The sequence below is a fragment of the Mesobacillus sp. genome (assembly GCF_057785455.1).
On sequence record NZ_JBYNSB010000050.1, the window covers coordinates 22,715 to 46,962 of the forward strand.

Genomic DNA, 24,248 nt, shown 5'->3' on the forward strand with positions numbered 1-24,248 from the left:
ATGTTAAGAATTCAAAATGACTTACATCAGTTTATATGCTCCAAGAGAGCCGAAGGAATTGAAATACATATAGGGAAGTGGCTAGCTATGATCAAGATCGGTGATATGATTATTCTTGAGCATAAATATTCAGATCAATATGAGCAGTATAAATGCAAGTTGGCAGAACGAAATGGCAATGACCTTTACATAGACTATCCTGTCAACACCAGTACAAACAGGACTGTTTTCCTGCTTGAAGGAACACCATTAAAAGCGAACTTCATTACAGAGACAGGGTCAAGCTTCTATTTTGAGACCGAGGTTAAGGGCAGAGTAAAGCAAAATATACCAATGGTGGTCCTTGCATATCCTGGAGATGAGCACCTGATTAAAGTGCAGAGGAGACAGTATGTGCGCGTTGAAACTTCCGTTGATGTAGCAGTACACTCTGCTAGCGGAGAGTTTGCCCCATTTACAACAGTAACAGATGATATCAGCGCTGGGGGCACAGCCCTGCTGATTGGAAAAAACAGCGGATTGAAACAAGGGATGAAAATCGAATGCTGGGTTGTTCTTCCCATGCAAAATGGGGAATATGAACATCGTAAATTCATCGGCGAGGTAGTCCGGATCATAGAAGGTCAAGGACAAATGGACAAGGCTTCTGTCCAATTTGTTGAATCATCAGGCCTGGACAGACAAATACTTTTAAGATTCTGTTTTGAGAGGCAGCTTGCCATGAAGAAAAAAGGACTGCCAGTATAAGGAATAAATTGATGTTAGTGCTCCCATACTAAAGATAGCCGCAATCTTTTAAGCTGGCTATGACAAGGAAAAAGTAGGAAGACAGGAGCGCTATATGAAGTCATTTGAAAGAATATTAATTAAAATAGCTATCATTCAGTTTATCTTTTTAATCATTGCACAATTATTTTTCCATGAGCTTAATGCTTTTCCTGAACTGAAACAAATCACCCAGTATGAGGGCGTTACTGAAAACAACCACTCTGAGGTATTGAATTCAATACGCATTAAAGAGTAAGCAGGTAATGAAGCCTGCTTTCTTTTTATGTAGGTTTGTTATTTCCCAATGCTGATTTCAAATCCTGTTGATTGCAGTGGAAGGCGCGCAGACTCCTTCGGGATGCAGCTGGACAGGTGAGCCCCCGGTAGAACTGGCCCGGAAAGAAGGAGCCATTTTACCCCGCAGGAGCAAAGCGACGAGGAGGATCAGCGCCCGCCCCAAGAACAAAATTGCTTAATTCTTCAGAGGGAAGCAAAGCGCCTGGAACGGAAATCAACAGCATAGCCAATATGGAATCCTGCCGAATTGAAATTTGTAAAACACCGTTAAAAAAAGTGTTGATAGAAGAGGATAAAAGAATTTTTGTGTTAAAATAAGAGAGAATATAATGTCAACAAGGTACGTACCAGGAGGAAATATGAGCAAACCAATTTCAATCGCTATAGACGGACCCGCTGCAGCGGGAAAAAGCACAGTGGCCAAAATTGTCGCTGAAAAACTTTCATATGTATACATCGATACCGGAGCAATGTATCGTGCGCTTACATACAAAGCCCTAAAGGAAGGGACAGATTTAAATAATGAAACAGATTTGATTCACCTTCTGAAAGGCACGGTAATTGAACTTTATCCAGGAGAAGCCGGCCAAAAGGTACTTCTGGATGGAGTGGAAGTTACTGAAGAAATTAGGACAGCTGAAGTAACGAACCAGGTATCTTTTGCCTCAGTCCATGAACTGGTTAGGAAAGAAATGGTGAGACGCCAGCAAATGTTTGCTGAAGACGGCGGTGTAGTCATGGATGGAAGGGATATTGGCACCCATGTCCTTCCACACGCAGAAGTAAAAGTTTTCCTTTTAGCAAGCGTTGAAGAGAGAGCGCAGCGCAGGCATACGGAAAACCTGAAAAAAGGATTTGCGTCAGATTTGGAACAATTGAAAGCGGAAATTTCAGCGCGTGATAAAATCGACTCTGAACGGGAAGTGGCACCGTTAAAGAAAGCGGATGACGCAGTGGTTATTGATACAACTTCCTTGTCCATCAATGATGTTGTCGGCAAGATCATGGAATTGGCGCTTGAAAGGATCGGGTGAGAATGACGTTTTATTCGTTTGCAAGATCATTAGTGAATGTCATTTTAAAACCAATATACAGGATAGAAGTAATTGGCAGGGAGAACCTTCCTTCTGAAGGAGGGGTTCTTCTTTGTGCTAACCATATAGATAATTTGGACCCGCCAGTAGTCGGAATCACCGCTGCACGTCCTGTCCACTTCATGGCAAAGGAGGAGCTCTTCACCGTTCCGGTACTTGGGAAAATTGTCAGCAATCTGAATGCATTCCCTGTAAAACGCGGTATGAGCGACAGGGAGGCATTAAGGAAGGGACTTGCAATTTTAAAAGAAGGAAAGGTTTTAGGACTGTTTCCAGAGGGAACAAGAAGCAAGACAGGCGAAACTGGAAAGGGTCTTGCAGGAGCCGGCTTTTTTGCTCTGCGATCAGAAGCATATGTAGTTCCCTGCGCGATTATCGGTCCCTATAAAGCTTTCAATAAATTAAAAGTGGTTTATGGCAAGCCAATTGATATGGAAACTGTACGGGCGAATAAATTGAACGCGGAGCAGGCAACAGACTTGATCATGGATGAAATCAAAAAATTGATTTCTCGGTACAAGTAAGGTTTCTTGCTTGACAAAAAAGCCTGTTTGTAAGAAGTTATTAAAAAGAGATATTTTTAGAATTTTCACTTAGTGGTGCATTATGATGTTTCTAATGTGGCGAAGCCCGCTACAGAGCATATAAATTTGCAGCAGTCATGGATTAAGGAGGAGTACATATGTCAGAAGATATGAATCAAATCGAGGTTAAAAGCTTTGAAGCTGGTAATCGTGTAAAAGGGCAGGTTACCAAGGTAGAAGAAAAGCAGGTTTTGGTTGACATCGAGGGCAGCAAGCTGGATGGGATCATCCCAATCAGCGAATTATCAAGCCTTCATGTTGAAAAGGCAGAAGATGCCGTCTCTGTTGGCGATGTATTAGAGCTTGAAGTCCAGAAGGTTGAAGAAGAAGCTTTGATTCTTTCCAAGAGGAAAGTAGATTCTGAAAAGGCATGGGATGAGCTTAAAGGCAAATTCGAAAGCGGCGAAGTTTTCGAGGCAGAGGTAAAGGACGTCGTCAAGGGCGGCCTGGTTGTTGATTTGGGAGTGCGCGGATTCGTTCCAGCTTCCCTTGTGGAGTCACACTTTGTCGAGGATTTCTCCGATTACAAAGGCAAGACATTAAGCTTTAAAATTGTGGAGCTTGAACAGGACAAAAACCGATTGATTCTTTCACACAGAGCTGTTGTCGAACAGGAGCAAGGCAAGAAGAAACAGGATTTGCTTTCAGCAATACAGGCAGGCCAGGTAATTGAAGGAACTGTCCAGCGCATCACTGATTTTGGGGCTTTTGTCGATATCGGCGGTGTAGATGGACTTGTCCACATTTCACAGCTTTCACATGAGCATGTTGAAAAGCCTTCTGATGTCGTTCAGGAAGGTCAGACTGTTAAAGTGAAAGTATTAAGTGTTGATCGTGACAATGAGAGAATCTCACTGTCAATCAAAGAAACATTGCCTGGGCCTTGGGCTGATATTGATGAAAAAGCTCCTAAAGGCAGCACGCTTGAGGGCACAGTTAAAAGACTTGTATCATATGGTGCATTTGTTGAAGTGTTCCCTGGAGTAGAAGGGCTTGTCCATATTTCGCAAATCTCGCATAAACATATTGGGACACCGCATGAAGTCCTGAATGAAGGACAAACTGTAAAAGTAAAGGTCCTAGATGTTAACAAGGCAGACCAAAGACTATCTCTCAGCATGAAGGAGTTCGAGGAAAGAGAAAGCAACGAAGCTTTTGACTATGAACTTCCTGAAGAATCCAAAGGGTTCAGCCTTGGTGATATGATTGGTGACAAACTTAAGAATCTAAAACAATAATGGTGATAATCTGTGTCAAGATCAAAACGTAAATGGGATCACATCCAATATGCGCTGGAAACAGGGCAAAAGCGGCTAACTGGTTTTGACGATATTAAATTTGTTCACCAAAGCTTGCCTGATATAAATCTTTCATCGATAAAACTAGAGACCAAAATTGGCGAACTTTCAATGAGTTCGCCAATTTTTATCAATGCAATGACAGGCGGCGGCGGAGAAAAAACGTATCGGATCAATCGGGAATTAGCAATCGCGGCGAAAGAAACAGGCTGTGGAATTGCTGTTGGCTCCCAAATGGCTGCTCTTAAGGATCCGGCAGAACGCAGGACTTATGAAGTGGTAAGGGAAATGAATCCGAATGGAATGGTTTTTGCTAATCTTGGAAGTGAAGCAACCGTGGAGCAAGCGTCGGCGGCTGTTGATATGATTGGAGCAGACGGCCTTCAAATCCACTTGAATGTCATCCAGGAGCTGACCATGCCGGAGGGCGACAGAAATTTCAAGGATGCAATACATAGGATATCCGCTATTCAGGACAATCTTAAAATACCTGTTATCGTTAAGGAAGTAGGCTTCGGAATGAGTGCCGAAGCTTCCTCCATGCTGAGATCAGCGGGTATTCGTTATCTTGATATTGGTGGATTTGGAGGCACAAACTTTGCTTCGATTGAGAATAGGCGAAGGGAGCGCAATCTGGAATTTTTTGAAGATTGGGGAATTCCCACTGCTGTTTCCTTAATTGAATGTGCGGTGTCAAATCCTTCCCTTTCATTAATTGCTTCAGGAGGTATCCAGACTGGTGCAGAGGTTGTAAAAGCACTTTCCCTTGGTGCAAGTGCAGCGGCAATGTCCGGCTTCTTGCTCAAAGTTTTGATGGATCATGGAACTGAAGGGGTAGTTGAAGAAATTCAGCTTATAAAAGAAGAAATAAGATTGATAATGACAGCTCTAGGCGCAAACACCGTAAATGAACTAAGAATGAAGCCGCTGATCATTTCCGGCAGTACCCATCATTGGCTCGAGCAAAGAGGCATAGATACAAAGTCGTTCAGTCAGCGAAAGCAAAGCCCCCTGGAATAAAATTCAGGGGGCTTTGCTCATTTTTGCTCAACTATTTTCCATCATTCAATTTCCGCGCTTCTTCCGGGCTTTGCAGCTTTGTAGCTCCAGGATAATGCAGAGCCTGATCACGGTCAGATTCAACTCTGCCGCTTTCTCTCAATTTCTTTTCCTGTCTGTCCCTTCCCATATCGACACCTCCATTTTAATTCCTTCAAACCAATCCGAAAAAATTGCTGGGGCATTTTTAAAAATAAAGGTGAATCAACGATACCTATGGAATCCACCAGTAAGTTCTCGTTTATCCCTCATTATCAAGTCGCCTCCATATTCTTAACATGGAACAGTGTAAAAAGTTTATGCAAAAAAGATTAAATTACATAAGCCCTTCCCATAATGGAAATGATAGGAGGGGTAGAATGGAAGGGATTTATTTTTACTGGCTGGGATGGATGGGCTGGATTTGGGTAACTTTTTTAATGGATAAAAAAAATCCAGCAAGAAAAAAACTGGCTGTAATGATTTTGGCTGCGATCTTTGCTTCGTCTTATCATGTCAATGTTTTGATTTTCAATGTGAACCTATCAGCTTTTGTCATAGCATGTTTGATTTTTTATGAAACAAAGAAAATGAAGCTTTCTGAATTCCTGTATTTATTTACTTCAGCGTTCATTATTATGCTTGCCTATACGAGCTTCCTGTTATTCGAGTTAATTGATCCGGTGTGGATTCTTTTTGACCGGAAAATTATGCTGGCAGCCTGTGGTTTTTATATCTCATTATTGCTCCATAAAAACCAATCACGCCGCTTGGTTTCCCTGGTGTGGGGGTTTTTGCAGGGGGAGATTCTTTATGCTGCCGTACTCTGGAAATTTAACTTTCCTTACACGATTTCATCTTTAGCATTTTTGGATATCCTGATAAGTTCAGTATCGATGCTTATTGCGTGGTCAACGATCGAAGCCTTGATATCGGCTATGTCCCGGAGCACGATCAGCCAGGCGGAAGGGGAGGAACAGAAACTACATGAATGAATACACATTGCCCATCGTTTTTGGGATAGCTGTAGGTACATTGGCTCGGCTGTTTATGCTCCGCACCGACTATCGCCAATACCCTACCTATTTACACGGGAAGATTATCCATGTAGCCCTTGGGTTTATCGCTGCAGGGCTCGGGACTGTGGCAGGTCCGGCGATCATGGAAGAAGAATTCACAGCCATCACCTTTTTAACACTGGCGGCTTCCCAATTCAGGGAAGTCAGGAATATGGAGAGAAATACTCTTACTGAATTAGACAGCTATGAGCTGGTAACAAGAGGCAAAACCTATATTGAGGGAATCGCAATTGCTTTTGAAAGCCGGAATTATTTAGTGATCTTCACCTCTCTTGTCAGCACACTTGCCTACTTGATGTTTAATATCTGGGCAGGAATCATAGCCGCTATTGCAGCGCTGCTAATATCGAAGATGCTGATGGCTGGAGGCAAGCTTAAAGATATTGTCGATATAGAGTATGTGGAGCCGAGATTTGATGGAGCAGGTCTTTATGTTGACAACATCTATATAATGAACATTGGCCTTCCCGAAAGGCAAAAAGAAGTATTGCGATACGGCATGGGCTTTATTTTAAAACCGAAGAATATGAATGCGAGGTCAACGATCGCGAACCTCGGACAGAGGCAGGCGGTACTTCATGATTTATCAACTGCGTTGGGGGTTTACCGCGATTCCGGTACCCCCGCGCTTGTCCCGCTTGCAAAGAGGGATTTGGATGATGGCAGGGTAGGTGTTTTTGTTCTTCCGCAGGAAAGGGATATAGAGCAGGCAATCACAGTGATTGGAGATGTACCAACTCTGGAAAATGCAATCAGGATGCCATCAGAAAAGAAGGATAGTAGAGGAGGTGCCGGACAGTGATGCTCGAGAAATTCATCCTCGCAGTCATTACCACAAATCCAAAAAAAGCACCTGCAGGCACAGCAGTATTTCATTGTGATACAAAGGAAGAAATGGAAACGGTCGCTGCCAACCTTGAAGCCATCCTTGATGGAATAGCGCATGCACTAACAGAGGAGCTTTTTATCATTGTAAAGCATTGACAAGAAATGTTTTCATTGCCTGTATAAGGTATCTTTTGATAAACTGATTAAGCCAGACCCTTCTGTATTGCAAGAAGGGTTTATTTTATAAGGTTTTAACCCCATTGTCTGTATGTGGACCAGCGAAGGCGTACAATCCTTGAATTAAAAAAAGAGAAACTTGGAAATTTGAAAATGTTATGGCCAAGTCAGAGAACTGGCATCAATAGAATTTGAAAGGGTGATGTTCATGACGAAACCAGTGATAGCAATCGTTGGGCGTCCGAATGTCGGAAAATCGACGATTTTTAACCGAATCGTTGGTGAACGTATTTCGATTGTAGAAGATATTCCTGGAGTTACGAGGGATCGTATATATAGTTCAGCAGAATGGCTGACACATGATTTTAACATTATTGATACCGGCGGGATCGATTTAGGGGACGAGCCTTTCCTGGACCAAATCCGTCAGCAGGCTGAAATTGCCATTGATGAAGCCGATGTTATCATCTTTCTCGTGAATGGAAGGGAAGGGGTAACCGCTGCAGATGAAGAGGTAGCCAAAATCCTGTATCGTTCAAATAAGCCTGTCGTTCTGGCAGTAAACAAAATCGACAACCCTGAAATGAGGGAAATGATTTACGATTTTTATGCTCTCGGTTTTGGTGAACCAATGCCAATATCCGGGTCGCATGGACTTGGACTTGGTGATCTCCTTGATGAAGCTGCTAAGCACTTTCCTAAATCAAAGGAAGATGATTATGATAAGGATGCAATTAAATTCTCCTTGATCGGCCGTCCGAATGTGGGGAAATCTTCTCTTGTGAACGCGATACTAGGGGAAGAACGTGTCATTGTAAGTGATATTGCAGGGACTACCAGGGATGCGATCGACTCCAAGGTAACCTATAATGGCCAAAAATACGTCATTATTGATACAGCAGGAATGCGTAAAAAGGGCAAAGTATATGAAACCACAGAGAAATACAGTGTGCTAAGGGCATTAAGAGCTATTGAGCGCTCTGATGTTGTCCTGGTGGTCATTAATGCTGAGGAAGGCATCATTGAGCAGGACAAGCACATCGCTGGCTATGCTGAAGAAGCTGGAAGAGCTGTTATCATTGTTGTCAACAAATGGGATGCCATTGAGAAAGACGAAAAAACAATGAAGGCGTTCGAAGAAAAAATCCGCTCTCACTTCCAATTCTTGAGCTATGCACCAATCGTTTTCCTGTCAGCAAAGACTAAGAAACGAATCCATACTTTGATGCCAATGATCAATATGGCGAGCGAGAACCATGCAATGAGAGTCCAGACAAACATTCTGAATGAAGTCATCATGGACGCTATTGCGATGAACCCTACACCGACAGATAAGGGGAAAAGACTTAAGATTTATTATGCAACCCAGGTTTCAGTCAAGCCGCCGACATTTGTTGTATTTGTCAACGAACCTGAGTTATTGCACTTTTCATATGAACGCTTCCTCGAAAACAGGATAAGGGATGCATTTGATTTTACTGGTACTCCGATCAAGATTTTTGCCAGGGAAAGAAAATAATTTAAAGGTTGTGGTTTAAATGGAACGGAAGAGAGAGAGAATCGCTGTACTCGGTGCTGGCAGCTGGGGTACAGCATTGGCAATGGTTCTGGCTGATAATGGTCATGAGGTTCGGTTATGGGGGCATAACCCAGTCCAAATTGATGAGATCAACGAACTGCATACCAACAAGAAATATCTTCCTGAAATTTCACTGCCTGAAACCATCATTGGTTATTCTTCCCTGCAAGAGGCACTCGATGGAGTAAGTATTGTCATTCTTGCAGTACCGACAAAAGCTATAAGAGAAGTTATCAGGAAAATGGCTGAGACAAAACCTGAACCGCTTCTGATTGTCCATGTGAGCAAAGGGATTGAACCGGATTCTTTATTAAGGATTTCCCAGATGATAAAAGAAGAAACGCCAGCTGAAATATTGGACAGCATCGTAGTGCTTTCTGGGCCAAGCCATGCTGAAGAGGTGAGCCTTCGTCACCCGACAACGGTTACTGTTTCCTCTGAAAATATGAGTGCTGCCGAAAGGATCCAGGATATTTTCATCAACAATAATTTCAGGGTGTATACAAACCCTGATATCATCGGTGTTGAAATTGGAGGAGCCCTGAAGAACATTATAGCCTTGGCAGCGGGGCTTTCTGACGGATTAGGGTATGGGGATAACGCGAAAGCAGCCTTAATCACAAGGGGTCTTGCGGAAATAGCAAGGTTAGGGGTTAAGATGGGAGCAAGTCCCCTGACTTTTTCAGGATTGACTGGTATAGGGGATCTGATCGTAACTTGTACGAGTGTGCACTCCAGGAACTGGCGAGCGGGAAACCTTCTTGGCAAAGGGCAGAATCTCGACGAAGTACTGGAGAATATGGGCATGGTTGTTGAAGGTGTCAGGACCACTAAAGCAGCCTATCAGCTAGCTGAAAAATATGATGTCAACATGCCGATCACGAATGCTTTATATAATATTCTTTTTAATGGAATCAACCCAAAGGACGCGGTGGATAATCTGATGTCACGCCAGAAAACAAATGAAATGGAAGACCTCGCAGACATCCTTAGCGAAAAAAATTGACCCAATAATTTTTCTTTAGAATAATATTGGCAAAATAGGCATTCGAGGATGCGATTTCCTTGTTAGCTGCATAAAATGCAACGAAGCAAACTGGTGGTATGAACTGGGTGTCAGGGTATTTAGTCATTAGTAGGCTGAAGTAAAGTTGTCCGCCCCTTCTTTACTTCAGCTTTTTTGTGTTTTCCCCGATTCGCATCAATATGGTTTATAAACTTTTGCCCTATCCTAACCTTTATTTATGCATTTTTAAAGATGGCAATCTTTCCTTAAGGCTGGTTAAAGGCCAATGTAGTGGGGAGGAAAAAGGTAGGAATAATCATAATGATTGGTTACTAAAACGATGATTTTTTACGAAACCAGCATATTTGCATTTAAATTGCGTACTTGATTGCTGCTTGTGTTATAATACTTGTCGAAAAAGGGAGGGGTTTAGTTTGTCACCGGCTTTGTTAAAAATGTACATTTCGTTTGTCGGAATGGGCTGTATGATCGTCTCGTTAATCGCAATATATTTAAGCAGATTCAAGCTGAAAGGCTTCTTTAAGATCATTACTGCTGTTATCGCCTATATCTTAATGATCACTGCTGGACTAATCATCTTTTTTGTCGTGTTCAGCGGACCTACGAGTGAGTAAAATACATAGGATTAAAGGGTTGGTATTATGAAGAAAAACTTTCAATTATTCCTGCCGTTCATCCTTGTCTTGAGCATGCTGACAGGATGTATGTACCCTGATGAGAAACTGGTCCAAAATCAGGTTCCTTATAAAGATCAGCTGGATAGTGTCCAATCTGCAGTAAATCAATTCAGGGAAGCGAAGGGCGGGATCCTGCCGATAAAAACAAAGGATGCTGAGACGCCAATCTATCAGAAGTATCCTATTGACTTTAATAAAATCGTTCCTCGATATCTTTCAGAACCACCTGGAAACGCTTTTGAAAACGGTGGTATTTTTCAATATGTACTTGTCGATGTCGAGACAAACCCAACAGTAAAATTATTGGATTTAAGAATGGCAGAAACCATCCGTGAAATCAAGATGAGGATCAACGCAAACGGATATCCGCCATTTAAGGAGAAAATAGCCAATAATGTGTATACATTGGATTTTGAAAAAATCGGCTATAAAAAAGAGCCAGTTGCTGCAAGCCCCTTTACGAATAACAATCTTCATTTTGTGATTTCAACAGATGGGGAAATTTACATTGATTACCGCCCTGACCTTTATCAGGCAATTAAATCTTCCGGGAAAGAACTGAAAGGTGGAGAAGATATCCGCCAGATTCTCGTCGGGAATTCAATGTTTGTGCCAGCATACTCTCTTCCATATACAATCGACGAAACCAGCAAAGAGCCAATCTTTTTAGAGAAATAGTCATAACCCTTCTTCTGCAAAATATATTGTAGAAGAAGGGTTTTTTTTTGTCTCAGGCTGTGTATAGCTTTGTTATTTAAGAGAAGAAAATAGCAGAAGTTAAAGCCAGCCTTGTTTAAAAAAGAAATCAATTGTTCTGTTAAAAGGACATTTTAGCAAGTCTTTTTTTCGATTGACCAGTTATAGCCTGATGTAGATTTACCGAACTGCTGCTGATTGTAGTGGAAGGCGCGCAGACTCCTCCGAAAATGCTAACGCATTTCCATCGTGCGTGGGCCAATTCGAGGAAGCTTTTCAGAGTCCTGCGGGCGCAGCTGGACAGGTGAGACCCCGCAGGAGCAAAGCGGCGAGGAGGCTCAGCGCCAGCCCCGCGGAAAGCGAAGCGACTGGTACGGAAATTAGCAGACGGCTTTAACAGAGCCTTGCGAAAAAAATAAGGAGGTAAAAAAATAAATAATTGTCATATCGCTATAGGACAACATCATAAATATATACTGTCCCAGATTACTAATTTGGATGATATTATTCCCACTAACTCTATGATCGGGAGGGGATCACTTGGAAAAGGTAGATATTTTTAAGGATATTGCCGAGAGAACTGGCGGCGATATATACCTGGGAGTTGTAGGTGCCGTTCGTACCGGCAAATCCACATTTATTAAAAAGTTTATGGAGCTGGTGGTTTTACCTAATATTAATAATGAGGCAGAACGTGCCAGAGCGCTTGATGAACTGCCGCAAAGTGCCGCAGGTAAAACAATCATGACAACAGAGCCGAAATTCGTCCCTAACCAGGCAGCAACTGTCCATGTTGCGGAAGGCCTTGATGTCAACATCAGGCTGGTTGACTGTGTAGGGTACACAGTGCCTGGAGCAAAAGGATATGAAGATGAAAATGGGCCGAGGATGATCAATACCCCATGGTATGAAGAACCGATTCCTTTCCATGAAGCAGCTGAAATCGGTACAAGGAAGGTTATCCAGGAACATTCAACCCTGGGTGTTGTCGTCACTACAGATGGAACGATCGGTGAGATCCCTCGCCAGGATTATATCGAGGCAGAAGAAAGAGTTATTGAAGAATTAAAAGAGGTTGGCAAACCATTCATCATTGTAATCAACAGTGCCCAGCCATACCATCCTCATACAGAGACATTAAGAGCCCAGCTTGCAGATAAATATGATATTCCTGTACTTGCTATGAGTGTGGAAAGCATGAGGGAATCTGATGTCCTGAATGTGATGAGGGAAGCTCTGTACGAATTCCCGGTTCTTGAAGTAAACGTCAACCTGCCTAGCTGGGTGATGGTGCTCCGTGAGAACCACTGGCTGCGTGAAAGCTACCAGGAAGCTGTAAAAGAAACAGTCAAAGACATTAAGCGGTTAAGAGATGTCGACAGGGTTGTCCATCAGTTCAGCGATTTTGAGTTCATTGACCGTGCGGGACTTGCTGGTATCGAAATGGGCCAGGGTGTGGCAGAAATCGACCTATACGCTCCAGATGACCTATATGACGATATCCTTAAGGAAATCGTTGGCGTAGAAATCCGCGGCAAGGATCATTTACTTGAGCTCATGCAGGAATTTGCGTATGCGAAGGCGGAGTTTGACCAGATTTCCGATGCTTTGAAAATGGTTAAACAAACAGGCTATGGGATCGCTTCCCCATCGTTGACCGATATGAGCCTTGAAGAGCCTGAAATCATCCGCCAGGGGTCACGTTTTGGTGTCCGCTTAAGGGCTGTCGCTCCGTCCATTCATATGATTAAAGTGGATGTAGAATCAGAATTCTCGCCAATCATCGGAACAGAGAAACAAAGTGAAGAGCTAGTGAGATATTTGATGCAGGATTTTGAAGATGATCCACTATCTATCTGGAACTCTGATATCTTTGGCAGAAGCTTAAGCTCCATTGTCAGGGAAGGAATTTCTGCCAAGCTTAGCCTAATGCCGGAAAATGCACGCTATAAATTAAAAGAAACGCTGGAACGCATCATCAATGAAGGATCTGGCGGCTTGATCGCAATCATACTTTAATTAAGGCTCCCATGGGAGTCTTTTTTGTTTTTTTACTCTGCAAATGTAAAGCTCAGCGCCGGTCCCAGGAAGAATTGCTGTCGAAAAAACGGCAGTTGGGCTTTTTCATAATTTTTCAGAGGAAAGCGAAGCGCCTTGAACGGAAATTAACAGCTTTTGCTTACAAAGCCTCTTTTTACAACAGATGCTTACCTTTTTTAAAAAGGGAGTTTTCTTTAAATGTATATGAATAACAACAAAGTATTTGAAAAGAGCCTTCAGTATTTATTCATTCAGCTATTCAAAGGCAAAGAAAGAAAAAAATATCAGAAAAAAAGAATAGATATGTTTGATTCTATTGAAGCAGGGTAAGTAGAAAGTGGTCAAGTTATTACAATTATGTTTCAAAGAAGAAAAGATTCCCATTATTTATTGAAATTATCTTGATAAGACGAAAACATTGTGATAATCTTTTAACAGAATTAGCGTTGTGGCTGTCAAACCCTTATATTACAGGGGTTTCGGCAGTTTTGGATTAAATAATCATGTATTTTGCATACTTTGTGAATAAAATCCGCCAGCAACGTATAGAATTCATTTATTTTGTTTAGAAATGTAGTAACGACGCTCATTTCTGGGCAATCGGATTCCTTTGGGAGGAGGTGAATGGCATGAACAAAACAGAACTTATCAATGCAGTTGCTGAATCAAGTGAGCTTTCAAAAAAGGACGCAACAAAAGCAGTTGACGCTGTTTTTGATTCAATCTTAAATGCATTAAAAGATGGGGACAAAGTACAGTTAATCGGTTTTGGTAACTTCGAAGTACGTGAGCGTGCTGCCCGTAAAGGCCGCAACCCACAAACTGGAGATGAAATCGAAATCTCTGCAAGCAAGGTGCCTGCTTTCAAACCAGGTAAAGCGCTTAAGGATGCAGTGAAATAATTACATACGACGCATTGAGCGTATGCTTAACTCAGAGACCGCGATTTATTCGCGGTCTTTTTGTTTTGTCCGGATCTCATTTAGCAGACTAAGGAAAAAATTAAAAGGACATCTTAACATGGCTTGCATCAGTAAACGTTACAGCGGTGAATTCTCCTTAAGCATTTGTGCGAATATCGGAGAAGCAAAACTTTTTGCTTGGATTGAAATGGATATGCTAAGATGAAAATATTATAATCAAAGAGCTTTGGTAATATGCGCGATTATAATCAGCTTGATGGAACATAGGAGGAAATGAGAATGACAAATGTCAATCGTGCCCAAATAGAAGAAGCGGTGCGTTTAATATTGGAAGCAGTAGGCGAAGATCCTAATCGTGAAGGATTGCTTGATACTCCTAAACGTGTTGCGAAGATGTATGAAGAAGTATTCTCTGGTTTGAATCAGGATCCGAAGGAGTATTTCGAAACTATTTTCGGTGAGGACCATGAAGAATTGGTTTTAGTTAAGGATATCCCTTTCTATTCAATGTGTGAGCATCACCTGGTTCCCTTCTTCGGCAAGGCGCACGTTGCCTATATCCCAAGGGGCGGAAAGGTTACAGGGCTCAGCAAGCTAGCAAGGGCAGTAGAGGCAGTAGCGAAAAGGCCGCAGCTGCAGGAAAGAATCACATCTACCATTGCGAATTCTATCATGGAGAAACTTGACCCTCATGGAGTCATGGTGGTTGTAGAAGCTGAACATATGTGCATGACGATGAGAGGCGTGAAAAAACCAGGCTCTAAAACAGTAACTTCAGCTGTGCGTGGAACTTTGGCCGAAGATGTTAATGCCAGAGCGGAGATCCTTTCTTTAATTAAAGGATAAATGTAAGGCATCGCAGGAGGCTGATAGGTATTCAGCCTTCTGCTATATTTATTAAAAGACGATACGTGAAGCATACATAGCATATAAAGCAAGTAAATTCATATAAGCCTAAGACGCCTGTCCTTTCGGAGCAGCTGACATATTCTTTCCTTGGAAGGGGAATAATGATGGATAAAAAATCAAATCTCAATACTGATTATGTAGTGATAAAAGCAATCGAGGACGGAGTAAATGTTATTGGTCTAACTAGGGGGACGGATACGCGTTTTCACCATTCTGAAAAGCTTGATCAAGGTGAAGTGATGATTGCCCAGTTCACTGAGCATACTTCAGCGATAAAAATTCGCGGCCATGCTAAAATAGTTACTCCATTTGGAGAAATTGAGAGTGAGAAAAAGTAAACAGAGATGCGGACGAGCCAAGATTTTAACGAATTTGTAACAAAATGGGCGCCAAACCTCCAGAAGAAGCTGTAAATTTATATTAATGCGTTCATGTTCGTGCCATTTATGATATAATTGCACTGCTTTGGAATGTTCGGTACAACTGCAGACTAGTAATTTAGGCGCTTTTTTTATGTCTACCCGAAATCGACAATTTCCGCCAATGCCGGCCATCCAACAAATAAGGGGAACAAGGGTGATACTTTTGCTAGACTTACAATACAAATTTAACGGCATCAGAGAGCTTCTTCTCGATAAACTTTCACATCCTTATCTGCTGGAGTATGTAGAATCTCCTTATATTGATGATGATAAACTCCTGTTGCTGATTTCACTGCTGGATCAAAGCGGAGTCAGGCAGGAACATTTAGAGAATTATACGGTGACCACAATGCTCCTGCAAATAGCCCTTGATACCCATGAGCATGTGCATAATTCACTGGAGGGTGAAGGGGACGACATCCATAAAAGCCGCCAATTGACAGTATTAGCAGGGATTTATTTTAGTGGCCTATATTACAAGCTTCTTGCAGAACACGATGAGATCATGATGATCAAACAGCTGGCTGAAGGAGTAAAAGAGGTCAATGAACATAAGATATCAGTTTATCAGAAGGAATCGGACGCGATTGATAAATTAATGGATAGTATAAAATTGATCGAATCGAATTTGCTAGGGAAGGTTGCAGATTATTTCCATGCAGCTGAGTGGCATGATTTTGCGGCGAACTGGCTGTTTGTCAAACGCATGATTTCAGAGGAAAAGAAGTTCCTGCAAACAGGCAGGTCACTTGTTTTTGATGTGATGAAAAAGATTGCGCTGCCAAAAGTCGATCAAAATTCATCTGAACTATCTCCGGAACAGAAGAAATATCTACTATCTATCTGCGCACGTTATATTGAATTTTCAATGACGATGATCGATACAGCGGTAAAGAAACTGCCAGGCTTCAACAGCCTGCTGAATGAACGGCTGAAGCTGATTGCTGGCCAGCACCTGTCGATGTCTAAAAAATTCGCGGAAGAAGGGTAAATATTATGCAGCAATCGAAGGAAGAACGTGTTCATAAAGTTTTTGAAAAAATATATGAAAACTACGATCAAATGAATTCCGTGATCAGTTTTCAGCAGCATATAAAATGGCGTAACGATACCATGAAGAAAATGAATGTCCCAAAAGGCGCAAAGGCACTTGATGTATGCTGCGGCACAGCGGACTGGACAATCGCGCTGGCGGAGGCTGTCGGCAAGGAAGGCAGTGTGGTCGGACTCGATTTCAGCCAGAATATGCTAAGAATTGGCGAAGAAAAATTAAAGCAGCGCCAGTTGGACCAAGCAAGTCTTATCCATGGCAACGCAATGGACCTCCCTTTTAAGGATAATAGCTTCGACTATGTAACAATTGGTTTCGGGTTAAGGAATGTCCCTGATTACAACCAGGTGCTTAGAGAAATGCACAGAGTCCTTAAACCAGGCGGAATGGCAGTATGTCTTGAGACATCCCAGCCGACCATGCCTGGATTTAAAGAGGTATACAGGCTTTATTTCAGGTACATCATGCCTTTGTTTGGCAAATTGTTTGCAAAAAGTTATGATGAATATTCCTGGCTTCAGGAATCAGCCAAGGATTTTCCAGGCATGAAAGAGCTTGCCAGGATGTTTTCGGATGCAGGTTTCGTGAACGTTGAATATAAGCCTTATAGCGGCGGTGTAGCTGCTGTCCATCTAGGCAGAAAACAAAAATAGATTGATCCAGGCTGTCCTTTTCTTATTCGCACGGCAAGGAAGGTCGGCCTGTTTTATTTATGTCTTAACTGACTTATACAACGTTGCTTTGCTGGTTTTCCATTGAAAAAAGGTTTATTTTTAAATACAATGCAATCATACTAGTAATAGGATATTATACATAAATCAGGAATCTATCTGTTCCTCATCAATACAAATCCCTCCTACCTGGCGGACAGCTCGCTGGCTGCTGCCGCAATTAAGAGCCGGGACAGGATATAAAAGCTGGGTGGATATTATGAAAATGAAAATGTTATATACATACTTAAATGCCGATATATCGATGATTGAAAAAGAACTGGAGGAAACGATCAATGCCGATTCGCAGCTGCTTAGACAGGCTAGCCTGCACCTGTTGAAGGCTGGGGGTAAGCGGATCCGACCGGTTTTTGTGCTGCTTGGGGGGAAGTTCGGCAATTACGATATCAATGTGATCAAGGATGTAGCAGTGTCACTTGAACTTATCCATATGGCTTCCCTGGTACATGACGATGTCATCGATGATGCGGAGCTCAGAAGAGGCCAGCCAACAATCAAGGCTAAGTGGGACAACAGGATTGCCATGTATACAGGAGATTATATCTTCGCGCGTGCCCTGGAACTAATGACCGAGATCGAAAACCCGCTTGCACATCAAATTCTTTCTGAAACGATCGTAGAGTTGAGTGTAGGTGAAATTGAGCAGATCAAAGATAAATATAATTTTGACCAGAACCTCCGCAACTACCTGCTTAGGATTAAGCGTAAAACAGCTTTGCTTATCGCTGCCAGCTGCCAGCTCGGCGCAGTTGTGTCCGGGGTTAAGGATGAGGATCATCGCAAACTCTATCGATTTGGCTATTATGTGGGGATGTCCTTCCAGATTACGGATGATGTGCTTGATTTCACTGGTACAGAAAAGGAGCTGGGAAAACCAGCTGGCGGGGACTTGCTGCAGGGCAATATTACTTTGCCTGTTTTATATGCGATGGAGGACGAAGCAATCCGCAATAAAATCCTTACTGTACACGAAGGAATGGACCGGAATGAACTGGATGAAATCCTTAAGCTGATCCAGGCATCAGGGGCAATTGAAAAGTCGCTGGAAATCAGTGATCGATATCTTGAAAAGGCACTTGCGATTCTTGATGAACTTCCGGCAAACAAGGCTAAAAAGTCATTGAGGGATATTGCAAAATTTATCGGAAAACGCAAGTATTAGCAAGTTGCGAATTTTTCTAAAAAATGATACTATTTTCAAGGGTTGCTTTTGTAAGCGGTTCACATACATATCAGAATTAGGAGTGGAACTCATGGAAAAGACGTATTTGATGGTCAAGCCTGATGGAGTACAGCGTAACCTTATTGGTGAGGTTGTAGCTCGTTTTGAAAAGAAAGGCTTCCAGCTGGTTGGAGCAAAACTTATGAACATCCCTAGAGAACTTGCTGAAGAGCACTACGGAGAACACAAGGAACGTCCTTTCTTCGGCGAATTAGTAGATTTCATCACATCTGGACCAGTCTTTGCAATGGTATGGCAGGGTGAGAATGTTATTGCTACAGCTCGCCAGATGATGGGTGCTACAAATCCTAAGGATGCTGCTCCAGGAACAATCCGCGGAGATTTCGGCGTTACAGTAGGAAAGAATGTAATTCATGGCTCTGACTCTCCTGAAAGCGCTGAGCGTGAAATCGGTCTTTTCTTCAAGCAGGAAGAAGTGGCTGAGTATAGCAAACTAATCAACGAGTGGGTTTACTAATAATCCATTAGAGCACTTGCTATGGCAGGTGCTCTTTTATTTTTTGCCGTCATACAGCATTTTGTTGGAGTCTGCCTTTTTGAAAATAAAGCAGAAGCTATTTTCATAAATCTCAGCTTCATTTATTAAACTTGATCTTATTTTTCCGATATAAACAACGTCTTCACCATTTGGAATATACGGGGAGTACCAGGATGCCGCAGGACTATGAAAATTTCGTTACGAAAATCTATCAGAAAACTGGAATCAATCTTGCGCTGTATAAAGAAGCGCAAATGAAAAGAAGATTGACTTCGCTTTATCAGAAAAAAGGCTATGGATCATTTGGCGATTTCTTTCAGGCGCTAGCCAGGGATTCGGAGCTCATGAATGAATTCCTTGATCGAATGACAATTAATGTGTCTGAATTTTACCGGAATGCAAAAAGATGGGAAGTCTTGGATAAATCGATTTTGCCCGAGCTTTTAAAAGGGAATCCTAACCCTCGGATCTGGAGTGCAGCATGTTCTACTGGTGAAGAGCCATACACAATTGCTATGGTGCTTTCCAAACACATGCCACTGCCAAGAATTCATATTCATGCTACGGATATCGATGAAAATGTAATTGCCAAAGCAAAGCTGGGCATCTATGCAGAACGTGCCCTTAACGAGGTTCCAAAAGAAATGGTGATAAAGCATTTCAGTCAAGAAGGTACATATTATAAAGTGTCTGATGAAATCAAGAAGACAGTAGACTTTAAAAAACAAAATCTGCTGGCAGATCCATTTGGCGGACCGTTTGATTTAATTGTCTGCAGGAACGTGCTCATTTATTTTACTGAGGATGCAAAAGAGAATTTGTACAGGAAATTCAGCGCTGCGCTTAAGCCTGGAGGAATACTCTTTGTTGGCAGCACAGAACAAATCTTCAATCCAGCTATGTATGACTTTGAAACAGCAGAGACTTTTTTCTACCGAAAGAAAACCTGAGAGGGCCGGGAAACCGAGCCCTCTTTTTATATTCGGATTTATATTCTAGGCTCTGTTAAATTAGGCTGTTGATTTTCGTTCCAGGCGCTTCGCTTTCCTCTGAAAAATTATGAAAAAGCCCAATTGCCGGCTTTTTCAAGAGCAAATTTTTCTCGGGGCGTGCGGTGAGCCTCCTCGTCGCTTCGCTTCTGCGGGGTCTCACCTGCCCGCTACATCCCGAAGGAGTCTACGCGCCTTCCACTACAATCAACAAGAGTTAAAATCAACATTAAGCTTTAACAGAGCCATATTCTAAAGGAGACATAGCTTCCAAGGAATGCTAAGGAATCGGATTACGGTCCGCGGACCGTAAATCTTATAGCCAAAATAAGCTGAGCTTTTTGCGACTGAAAAATCTTCATGATAAAATGGCTACATTCTAAAAATAGTGCGGCGATAATTTCAAAATAATTAAATTATTGCTATTTTTATTTAGGACTGTATGATATAGTAAAACAAATCCTTTAGCGAGTTGAAGGGGGAAAGTGTATGAGATATTTAACAGCCGGAGAATCACATGGACCGCAGCTGACAACGATCATAGAAGGCTTGCCAGCGGGAATGCCGCTAGTGGCGGAAGATATAAATAAAGAGCTTTCGCGGAGGCAAAAGGGATACGGCCGCGGAAGAAGGATGCAGATAGAGAAAGATACTGTACAGATTACTTCAGGAGTAAGACATGGCGAGACCCTTGGATCACCGATTGCACTCGTGGTCGAAAATAATGACTGGAAGCACTGGACAGGTATTATGGGAATCGAGCCGCTGGATGAACAATCTCCAGAAGAAGTTAAGCGGAGAATTTCTCGTCCTCGCCCAGGCCATGCTGACTTGAATGGTGCGCTGAAATACGGCCACCGTGATATGAGGAATGTCCTGGAACGTTCTTCTGCAAGAGAAACGACAGTAAGAGTCGCAGCCGGGGCAGCTGCGAAGAAATTATTATCCTTGCTAGGGATCGAGCTTGCTGCCCATGTTGTTGAAATAGGCGGGGTTAAGGCAGAAAACCTTGATTTTGCTTCACTGTCTGAACTCAAAACTGTTACAGAAGAGTCGCCTGTACGCTGTTTTGATGAGGCAGCCGGCCAGAAAATGATGGAAGCTATAGATAATGCCAAGAGTAATGGAGATTCTATTGGCGGTGTCGTAGAAGTCATCGCTGAAGGCATGCCGGTAGGAGTAGGAAGCTATGTGCATTACGATAGAAAGCTGGATGCCAAGCTAGCTGCTGCAATCGTCAGCATTAACGCTTTCAAAGGCGTGGAAATTGGGATAGGGTTTGAAGCAGCACAAAGACCAGGGAGTCAGGTTCATGATGAAATTGCCTGGGAAGAAGGTAAAGGATACTACCGCAAAACCAACCGTTTGGGAGGCTTGGAAGGCGGTATGACAAATGGAATGCCAATCGTTATCCGCGGGGTCATGAAGCCAATACCTACACTTTATAAACCGTTGATGAGTGTTGATATTGAAACGAAGGAACCCTTTGCAGCGAGCATTGAAAGATCCGACGCCTGTGCTGTTCCTGCAGCAGCGGTGGTAGCAGAAAATGTGGTCGCCTGGGAGCTGGCATCAGCCCTTGTGGATCAGTTCTATTCTGATCGATTTGAGACATTGAAGAGCTCAATTGAGGAGCAGAGAAGGACGGCGAGGGAATTTTAAATGCAGCAAATAACTATTGAAACTAGTGCAAAATCTTACCCAGTTTACATAGGGCATGGAGCTATTGAGTTACTGGGGGACTTCCTTAATAACAGGGATTATTCTTCCGTAATGGTGATTACTGATGAAAATGTCGCGGACTATCACCTTGCCTTTTTTCGCGAACATTCCGGACTGGATCAATTTGTGGAAAAAATAGTTCCTGGCGGCGAAAAGGCAAAGACCTTTGATGTCTATTATGATTGCCTTTCAACTGCCCTGGAAAACAGGCTTGACCGCAGATCTCTGATTATTTCATTTGGAGGCGGAGCAGTAGGGGATTTAGCAGGTTTTGTGGCAGCTACCTTTATGCGCGGCATCAGCTTCATCCAGGTGCCGACCACAATCCTGGCACATGACAGTGCAGTAGGCGGTAAAGTGGCGATCAATCATCCGCAGGGGAAGAATATGATCGGCGCATTCCATCAGCCGGAAGCCGTCATCTATGACCTGGATTTTATTAAAACATTGCCGGAAAAAGAAATAAGATCAGGATTCGCAGAAGTGATCAAGCATTCTTTAATTCATGATAAGAACTTATATGACTGGCTTAAAAAAGAGGTACGGTCCTTAAATAATATTGACGATCAAAAGACGATTGAGTTTTTAGCAGCTGGTGTAAAAATAAAAGGTTCAGTTGTTGCAAAAGATGAACGGGAGACGGGAATCCGTGCCTACCTGAATTTCGGGCACACTCTTGGTCACGCCATCGAAGCAGAAATGGGCTATGGCCGGATGACACATGGGGAAGCGGTAGCAATCGGGATGGTATTTGCTCTTAAGTTGAGCAGGGATATTCTAGACCTGGATTTCGAACTGAGTGAATTTAAAGAATGGCTGGAAAGTCTCGGTTATCAAACGAGCCTTCCTGCAGGCTTGTCGCTGGATCGGCTTGTGTCAAAAATGCAGCAGGATAAAAAGGCAATTGGGGGAACGGTCAGGTTTGTGCTCTTGGAAAGGGTAGGAAAACCGGTCGTGAAAGAAATTGAAGAGCAACAGCTGAGAAATAGCCTAAAGCAATTCAGTGTTGAGGGGGATGCATAATGATTAGAGGGGTAAGAGGTGCCATAACAGTCAGCCAAAATGAGGCTGAAGAAATCATTCAGGCGGCCCAAAGGCTTTTGAATGAGATGATCATTGCCAATAACATTATTCCAGACACTGTGGCATCAGTCTTTATTTCTGCCACAGACGATGTGGATGCTGCTTTTCCCGCCAGGGCACTGAGGACCTTTGAAGGATGGAAGTATGTTCCTGTCATGTGCATGAAGGAGCTAGCTGTGCCTGATTCGCTCAAAATGTGCATAAGAGTGATGATGCATGTCAATACCAATATGGCCCAAGAGGAAATCAGGCATATCTATCTCGATGGAGCCGAGGTACTAAGGCCTGATTTATAATAAACTTTTTGCTTTTTTTCAGGGAATAAAAAGTGTAATATAAATTATATACTTTACTGCTTTAATTAGATAACGCATTAAAGATTTATTTGGACGAGGTGGAAGAGATGAGATGGAAAGAGCAGCTTTTAAAATTAAAACCATATCAGCCGGGCAAGTCTATCGATGAAGTAAAAAGACAATATGGCCTCTCAAGTATTGTTAAGCTTGCTTCTAATGAAAATCCTTTTGGCTCATCCCAAAAAGTGGCTGCGGCGATCAAGGATTATACAGGCAGTTTTGCAATCTATCCCGATGGCTATGCCACAGACCTGCGCATGAAACTTGCCGAACATCTTGAAGTAATGCCTGAGGAGCTGATCCTTGGGAATGGCTCAGATGAAATCATCCAGATTATTTCCAGAAGCCTGCTCTCGCCGGAGACAAATTCTGTTATGGCGGCCCCGACCTTTCCTCAATACAAGCATAATGGGATCATTGAAGGCTGTGAAATCAGGGAAATTCCATTAATCGACGGCGCGCATGATCTTGATGGAATGGTTCAGGCAATAGATGAAAAAACATCAATAGTGTGGCTATGTTCACCAAATAACCCTACTGGAATCTATATAAATGAAGAAGATTTAAAAGGGTTTATTGCTAGAGTGCCAGACGATGTGCTGATCGTCCTCGATGAAGCGTATTTCGAATATGTGACTGCAGATGATTTTCATGATTCATTGAAACTGCTTAAAGACCATAAAAACGTTATTATCCTGAGGACATTCTCAAAAATATACGGACTTGCAAGCTTCAGAGTCGGTTACGGCATCGCTCATAGGGATACTATTGCAGCGCTTGAGCCTGCGAGAGAGCCTTTTAATGTAAACACGCTTGCCCAGGTAGCGGCAATAGCTGCGCTCGACGACCAGCAGTTTATCCAGGACTGCAAGCTGGAAAATAGGGCAGGTCTTGACCAATTTTATGCTTTTTGCCATGAGGCAGGCCTGAATCATTACCCTTCACAAGGTAATTTCATTTTAATCGACTTTGAAACTGATGGTCAGGAAGTATTTCAGTTCCTGCTTGAAAGAGGGTATATCGTCCGTTCTGGCAAAGCCCTCGGATTTCCGACTTGTGTGAGAATTACAGTTGGTTCAAAGGAACAAAATGCCGGGGTTATTGAAATGTTAAAAGAATATCTTAGTGTGACAGCAGTTACATCTAATTAAAGGCGTTG

Annotated in this window: 27 protein-coding genes; 26 read left to right on the top strand and 1 reads right to left on the bottom strand. The window is 42.6% G+C overall.

The window, feature by feature from the left end:
• Nucleotides 1–87 precede the first annotated feature (87 nt).
• From AC3EBE_RS19090 to fni, 6 genes are all read left to right on the top strand, one after another.
• A complete protein-coding gene (locus AC3EBE_RS19090; protein ID WP_488596622.1) occupies nucleotides 88–747 on the top strand; it encodes a flagellar brake protein in 660 nt (219 codons plus the stop codon).
• Between the two features lie 94 nt (nucleotides 748–841).
• The gene (locus AC3EBE_RS19095; RefSeq protein ID WP_488596623.1) at nucleotides 842–1,024 is read left to right on the top strand and encodes a YpfB family protein; all 183 of its coding nucleotides are present in this window, start codon (nucleotides 842–844) and stop codon (nucleotides 1,022–1,024) included.
• Between the two features lie 400 nt (nucleotides 1,025–1,424).
• Complete coding sequence (gene cmk, locus AC3EBE_RS19100) at nucleotides 1,425–2,099, top strand: (d)CMP kinase (RefSeq protein WP_488596624.1); 675 nt, start codon at nucleotides 1,425–1,427, stop codon at nucleotides 2,097–2,099.
• 2 nt (nucleotides 2,100–2,101) lie between these two features.
• On the top strand, nucleotides 2,102–2,683 hold the full coding sequence (locus AC3EBE_RS19105) for a lysophospholipid acyltransferase family protein (RefSeq protein WP_488596625.1): 582 nt from the start codon (nucleotides 2,102–2,104) through the stop codon (nucleotides 2,681–2,683).
• 158 nt (nucleotides 2,684–2,841) lie between these two features.
• On the top strand, nucleotides 2,842–3,981 hold the full coding sequence (gene rpsA, locus AC3EBE_RS19110; RefSeq protein WP_488596626.1) for a 30S ribosomal protein S1: 1,140 nt from the start codon (nucleotides 2,842–2,844) through the stop codon (nucleotides 3,979–3,981).
• Between the two features lie 12 nt (nucleotides 3,982–3,993).
• Nucleotides 3,994–5,061, top strand: coding sequence for a type 2 isopentenyl-diphosphate Delta-isomerase (gene fni / locus AC3EBE_RS19115; protein ID WP_488596627.1), 1,068 nt, complete (start codon nucleotides 3,994–3,996; stop codon nucleotides 5,059–5,061).
• Between the two features lie 31 nt (nucleotides 5,062–5,092).
• Here fni and AC3EBE_RS19120 read toward each other — a convergent pair whose 3' ends face one another.
• Nucleotides 5,093–5,230 (bottom strand): YpzI family protein, encoded by a 138-nt coding sequence (locus AC3EBE_RS19120; protein ID WP_488596628.1) that lies wholly within the window; start codon nucleotides 5,228–5,230, stop codon nucleotides 5,093–5,095.
• Between the two features lie 229 nt (nucleotides 5,231–5,459).
• Between AC3EBE_RS19120 and AC3EBE_RS19125 the strand changes: the two genes are divergently transcribed.
• From AC3EBE_RS19125 to hisC, 20 genes are all read left to right on the top strand, one after another.
• Entirely contained in the window at nucleotides 5,460–6,074 is a 615-nt protein-coding gene (locus AC3EBE_RS19125) for a YphA family membrane protein (protein ID WP_488596629.1), read from the top strand.
• The gene (locus AC3EBE_RS19130) at nucleotides 6,067–6,960 is read left to right on the top strand and encodes a YIEGIA family protein (RefSeq protein WP_488596630.1); all 894 of its coding nucleotides are present in this window, start codon (nucleotides 6,067–6,069) and stop codon (nucleotides 6,958–6,960) included. Before AC3EBE_RS19125 ends, AC3EBE_RS19130 begins: the two co-directional genes overlap by 8 nt.
• Nucleotides 6,957–7,142 (top strand): capping complex subunit for YIEGIA, encoded by a 186-nt coding sequence (locus AC3EBE_RS19135; RefSeq protein WP_488596631.1) that lies wholly within the window; start codon nucleotides 6,957–6,959, stop codon nucleotides 7,140–7,142. The genes AC3EBE_RS19130 and AC3EBE_RS19135 overlap by 4 nt, the downstream gene beginning before the upstream one ends.
• Nucleotides 7,143–7,371: 229 nt before the next feature.
• Entirely contained in the window at nucleotides 7,372–8,682 is a 1,311-nt protein-coding gene (gene der, locus AC3EBE_RS19140) for a ribosome biogenesis GTPase Der (protein ID WP_488596632.1), read from the top strand.
• A gap of 19 nt (nucleotides 8,683–8,701) precedes the next feature.
• Nucleotides 8,702–9,748, top strand: coding sequence for an NAD(P)H-dependent glycerol-3-phosphate dehydrogenase (locus AC3EBE_RS19145; RefSeq protein WP_488596633.1), 1,047 nt, complete (start codon nucleotides 8,702–8,704; stop codon nucleotides 9,746–9,748).
• Between the two features lie 434 nt (nucleotides 9,749–10,182).
• Nucleotides 10,183–10,383 carry a DUF2768 domain-containing protein gene (locus tag AC3EBE_RS19150; protein ID WP_488596634.1) on the top strand — a complete coding sequence of 67 codons (201 nt, stop codon included), beginning with the start codon at nucleotides 10,183–10,185 and terminating at the stop codon, nucleotides 10,381–10,383.
• Between the two features lie 27 nt (nucleotides 10,384–10,410).
• Nucleotides 10,411–11,124, top strand: coding sequence for a hypothetical protein (locus AC3EBE_RS19155; protein ID WP_488596635.1), 714 nt, complete (start codon nucleotides 10,411–10,413; stop codon nucleotides 11,122–11,124).
• Nucleotides 11,125–11,682: 558 nt separating this feature from the next.
• The gene (gene spoIVA, locus AC3EBE_RS19160; RefSeq protein ID WP_488596636.1) at nucleotides 11,683–13,161 is read left to right on the top strand and encodes a stage IV sporulation protein A; all 1,479 of its coding nucleotides are present in this window, start codon (nucleotides 11,683–11,685) and stop codon (nucleotides 13,159–13,161) included.
• Between the two features lie 650 nt (nucleotides 13,162–13,811).
• Nucleotides 13,812–14,084, top strand: coding sequence for an HU family DNA-binding protein (locus tag AC3EBE_RS19165; protein WP_488596637.1), 273 nt, complete (start codon nucleotides 13,812–13,814; stop codon nucleotides 14,082–14,084).
• A gap of 300 nt (nucleotides 14,085–14,384) precedes the next feature.
• Complete coding sequence (gene folE / locus AC3EBE_RS19170) at nucleotides 14,385–14,951, top strand: GTP cyclohydrolase I FolE (protein WP_311071360.1); 567 nt, start codon at nucleotides 14,385–14,387, stop codon at nucleotides 14,949–14,951.
• Between the two features lie 167 nt (nucleotides 14,952–15,118).
• Complete coding sequence (mtrB, locus tag AC3EBE_RS19175) at nucleotides 15,119–15,352, top strand: trp RNA-binding attenuation protein MtrB (RefSeq protein WP_488596728.1); 234 nt, start codon at nucleotides 15,119–15,121, stop codon at nucleotides 15,350–15,352.
• Between the two features lie 238 nt (nucleotides 15,353–15,590).
• A complete protein-coding gene (locus AC3EBE_RS19180; RefSeq protein WP_488596638.1) occupies nucleotides 15,591–16,427 on the top strand; it encodes a heptaprenyl diphosphate synthase component 1 in 837 nt (278 codons plus the stop codon).
• Nucleotides 16,428–16,432: 5 nt separating this feature from the next.
• Nucleotides 16,433–17,140: a demethylmenaquinone methyltransferase gene (locus AC3EBE_RS19185; RefSeq protein WP_488596639.1), complete on the top strand. Its 708-nt coding sequence runs from the start codon at nucleotides 16,433–16,435 to the stop codon at nucleotides 17,138–17,140.
• Between the two features lie 277 nt (nucleotides 17,141–17,417).
• Nucleotides 17,418–18,380, top strand: coding sequence for a heptaprenyl diphosphate synthase component II (gene hepT, locus AC3EBE_RS19190; protein ID WP_488596640.1), 963 nt, complete (start codon nucleotides 17,418–17,420; stop codon nucleotides 18,378–18,380).
• Between the two features lie 91 nt (nucleotides 18,381–18,471).
• Nucleotides 18,472–18,918, top strand: coding sequence for a nucleoside-diphosphate kinase (gene ndk, locus AC3EBE_RS19195; RefSeq protein ID WP_488596641.1), 447 nt, complete (start codon nucleotides 18,472–18,474; stop codon nucleotides 18,916–18,918).
• 194 nt (nucleotides 18,919–19,112) lie between these two features.
• Nucleotides 19,113–19,889: a CheR family methyltransferase gene (locus AC3EBE_RS19200; protein WP_488596642.1), complete on the top strand. Its 777-nt coding sequence runs from the start codon at nucleotides 19,113–19,115 to the stop codon at nucleotides 19,887–19,889.
• A 528-nt stretch (nucleotides 19,890–20,417) separates the two neighbouring features.
• A complete protein-coding gene (gene aroC / locus AC3EBE_RS19205) occupies nucleotides 20,418–21,590 on the top strand; it encodes a chorismate synthase (protein ID WP_488596643.1) in 1,173 nt (390 codons plus the stop codon).
• On the top strand, nucleotides 21,591–22,673 hold the full coding sequence (gene aroB / locus AC3EBE_RS19210; protein WP_488596644.1) for a 3-dehydroquinate synthase: 1,083 nt from the start codon (nucleotides 21,591–21,593) through the stop codon (nucleotides 22,671–22,673).
• The gene (gene aroH, locus AC3EBE_RS19215) at nucleotides 22,673–23,029 is read left to right on the top strand and encodes a chorismate mutase (RefSeq protein WP_488596645.1); all 357 of its coding nucleotides are present in this window, start codon (nucleotides 22,673–22,675) and stop codon (nucleotides 23,027–23,029) included. Before aroB ends, aroH begins: the two co-directional genes overlap by 1 nt.
• Before the next feature lie 107 nt (nucleotides 23,030–23,136).
• A complete protein-coding gene (gene hisC, locus AC3EBE_RS19220; protein WP_488596646.1) occupies nucleotides 23,137–24,240 on the top strand; it encodes a histidinol-phosphate transaminase in 1,104 nt (367 codons plus the stop codon).
• Nucleotides 24,241–24,248: the final 8 nt, after the last annotated feature.

Coding starts and splice junctions, on each gene's coding strand:
- hisC (WP_488596646.1), top strand. CDS start 23,137: ATGAGATGGAAAGAGCAGCTTTTAAAATTAAAACCATATCAGCCGGGC.
- aroH (WP_488596645.1), top strand. CDS start 22,673: ATGATTAGAGGGGTAAGAGGTGCCATAACAGTCAGCCAAAATGAGGCT.
- AC3EBE_RS19130 (WP_488596630.1), top strand. CDS start 6,067: ATGAATGAATACACATTGCCCATCGTTTTTGGGATAGCTGTAGGTACA.
- AC3EBE_RS19125 (WP_488596629.1), top strand. CDS start 5,460: ATGGAAGGGATTTATTTTTACTGGCTGGGATGGATGGGCTGGATTTGG.
- rpsA (WP_488596626.1), top strand. CDS start 2,842: ATGTCAGAAGATATGAATCAAATCGAGGTTAAAAGCTTTGAAGCTGGT.
- AC3EBE_RS19155 (WP_488596635.1), top strand. CDS start 10,411: ATGAAGAAAAACTTTCAATTATTCCTGCCGTTCATCCTTGTCTTGAGC.
- AC3EBE_RS19095 (WP_488596623.1), top strand. CDS start 842: ATGAAGTCATTTGAAAGAATATTAATTAAAATAGCTATCATTCAGTTT.
- AC3EBE_RS19120 (WP_488596628.1), bottom strand. CDS start 5,230: ATGGGAAGGGACAGACAGGAAAAGAAATTGAGAGAAAGCGGCAGAGTT.
- AC3EBE_RS19200 (WP_488596642.1), top strand. CDS start 19,113: ATGCCGCAGGACTATGAAAATTTCGTTACGAAAATCTATCAGAAAACT.
- aroB (WP_488596644.1), top strand. CDS start 21,591: ATGCAGCAAATAACTATTGAAACTAGTGCAAAATCTTACCCAGTTTAC.
- AC3EBE_RS19145 (WP_488596633.1), top strand. CDS start 8,702: ATGGAACGGAAGAGAGAGAGAATCGCTGTACTCGGTGCTGGCAGCTGG.
- hepT (WP_488596640.1), top strand. CDS start 17,418: ATGAAAATGAAAATGTTATATACATACTTAAATGCCGATATATCGATG.
- AC3EBE_RS19185 (WP_488596639.1), top strand. CDS start 16,433: ATGCAGCAATCGAAGGAAGAACGTGTTCATAAAGTTTTTGAAAAAATA.
- der (WP_488596632.1), top strand. CDS start 7,372: ATGACGAAACCAGTGATAGCAATCGTTGGGCGTCCGAATGTCGGAAAA.
- folE (WP_311071360.1), top strand. CDS start 14,385: ATGACAAATGTCAATCGTGCCCAAATAGAAGAAGCGGTGCGTTTAATA.
- cmk (WP_488596624.1), top strand. CDS start 1,425: ATGAGCAAACCAATTTCAATCGCTATAGACGGACCCGCTGCAGCGGGA.
- ndk (WP_488596641.1), top strand. CDS start 18,472: ATGGAAAAGACGTATTTGATGGTCAAGCCTGATGGAGTACAGCGTAAC.
- mtrB (WP_488596728.1), top strand. CDS start 15,119: ATGGATAAAAAATCAAATCTCAATACTGATTATGTAGTGATAAAAGCA.
- AC3EBE_RS19090 (WP_488596622.1), top strand. CDS start 88: ATGATCAAGATCGGTGATATGATTATTCTTGAGCATAAATATTCAGAT.
- aroC (WP_488596643.1), top strand. CDS start 20,418: ATGAGATATTTAACAGCCGGAGAATCACATGGACCGCAGCTGACAACG.
- AC3EBE_RS19165 (WP_488596637.1), top strand. CDS start 13,812: ATGAACAAAACAGAACTTATCAATGCAGTTGCTGAATCAAGTGAGCTT.
- AC3EBE_RS19105 (WP_488596625.1), top strand. CDS start 2,102: ATGACGTTTTATTCGTTTGCAAGATCATTAGTGAATGTCATTTTAAAA.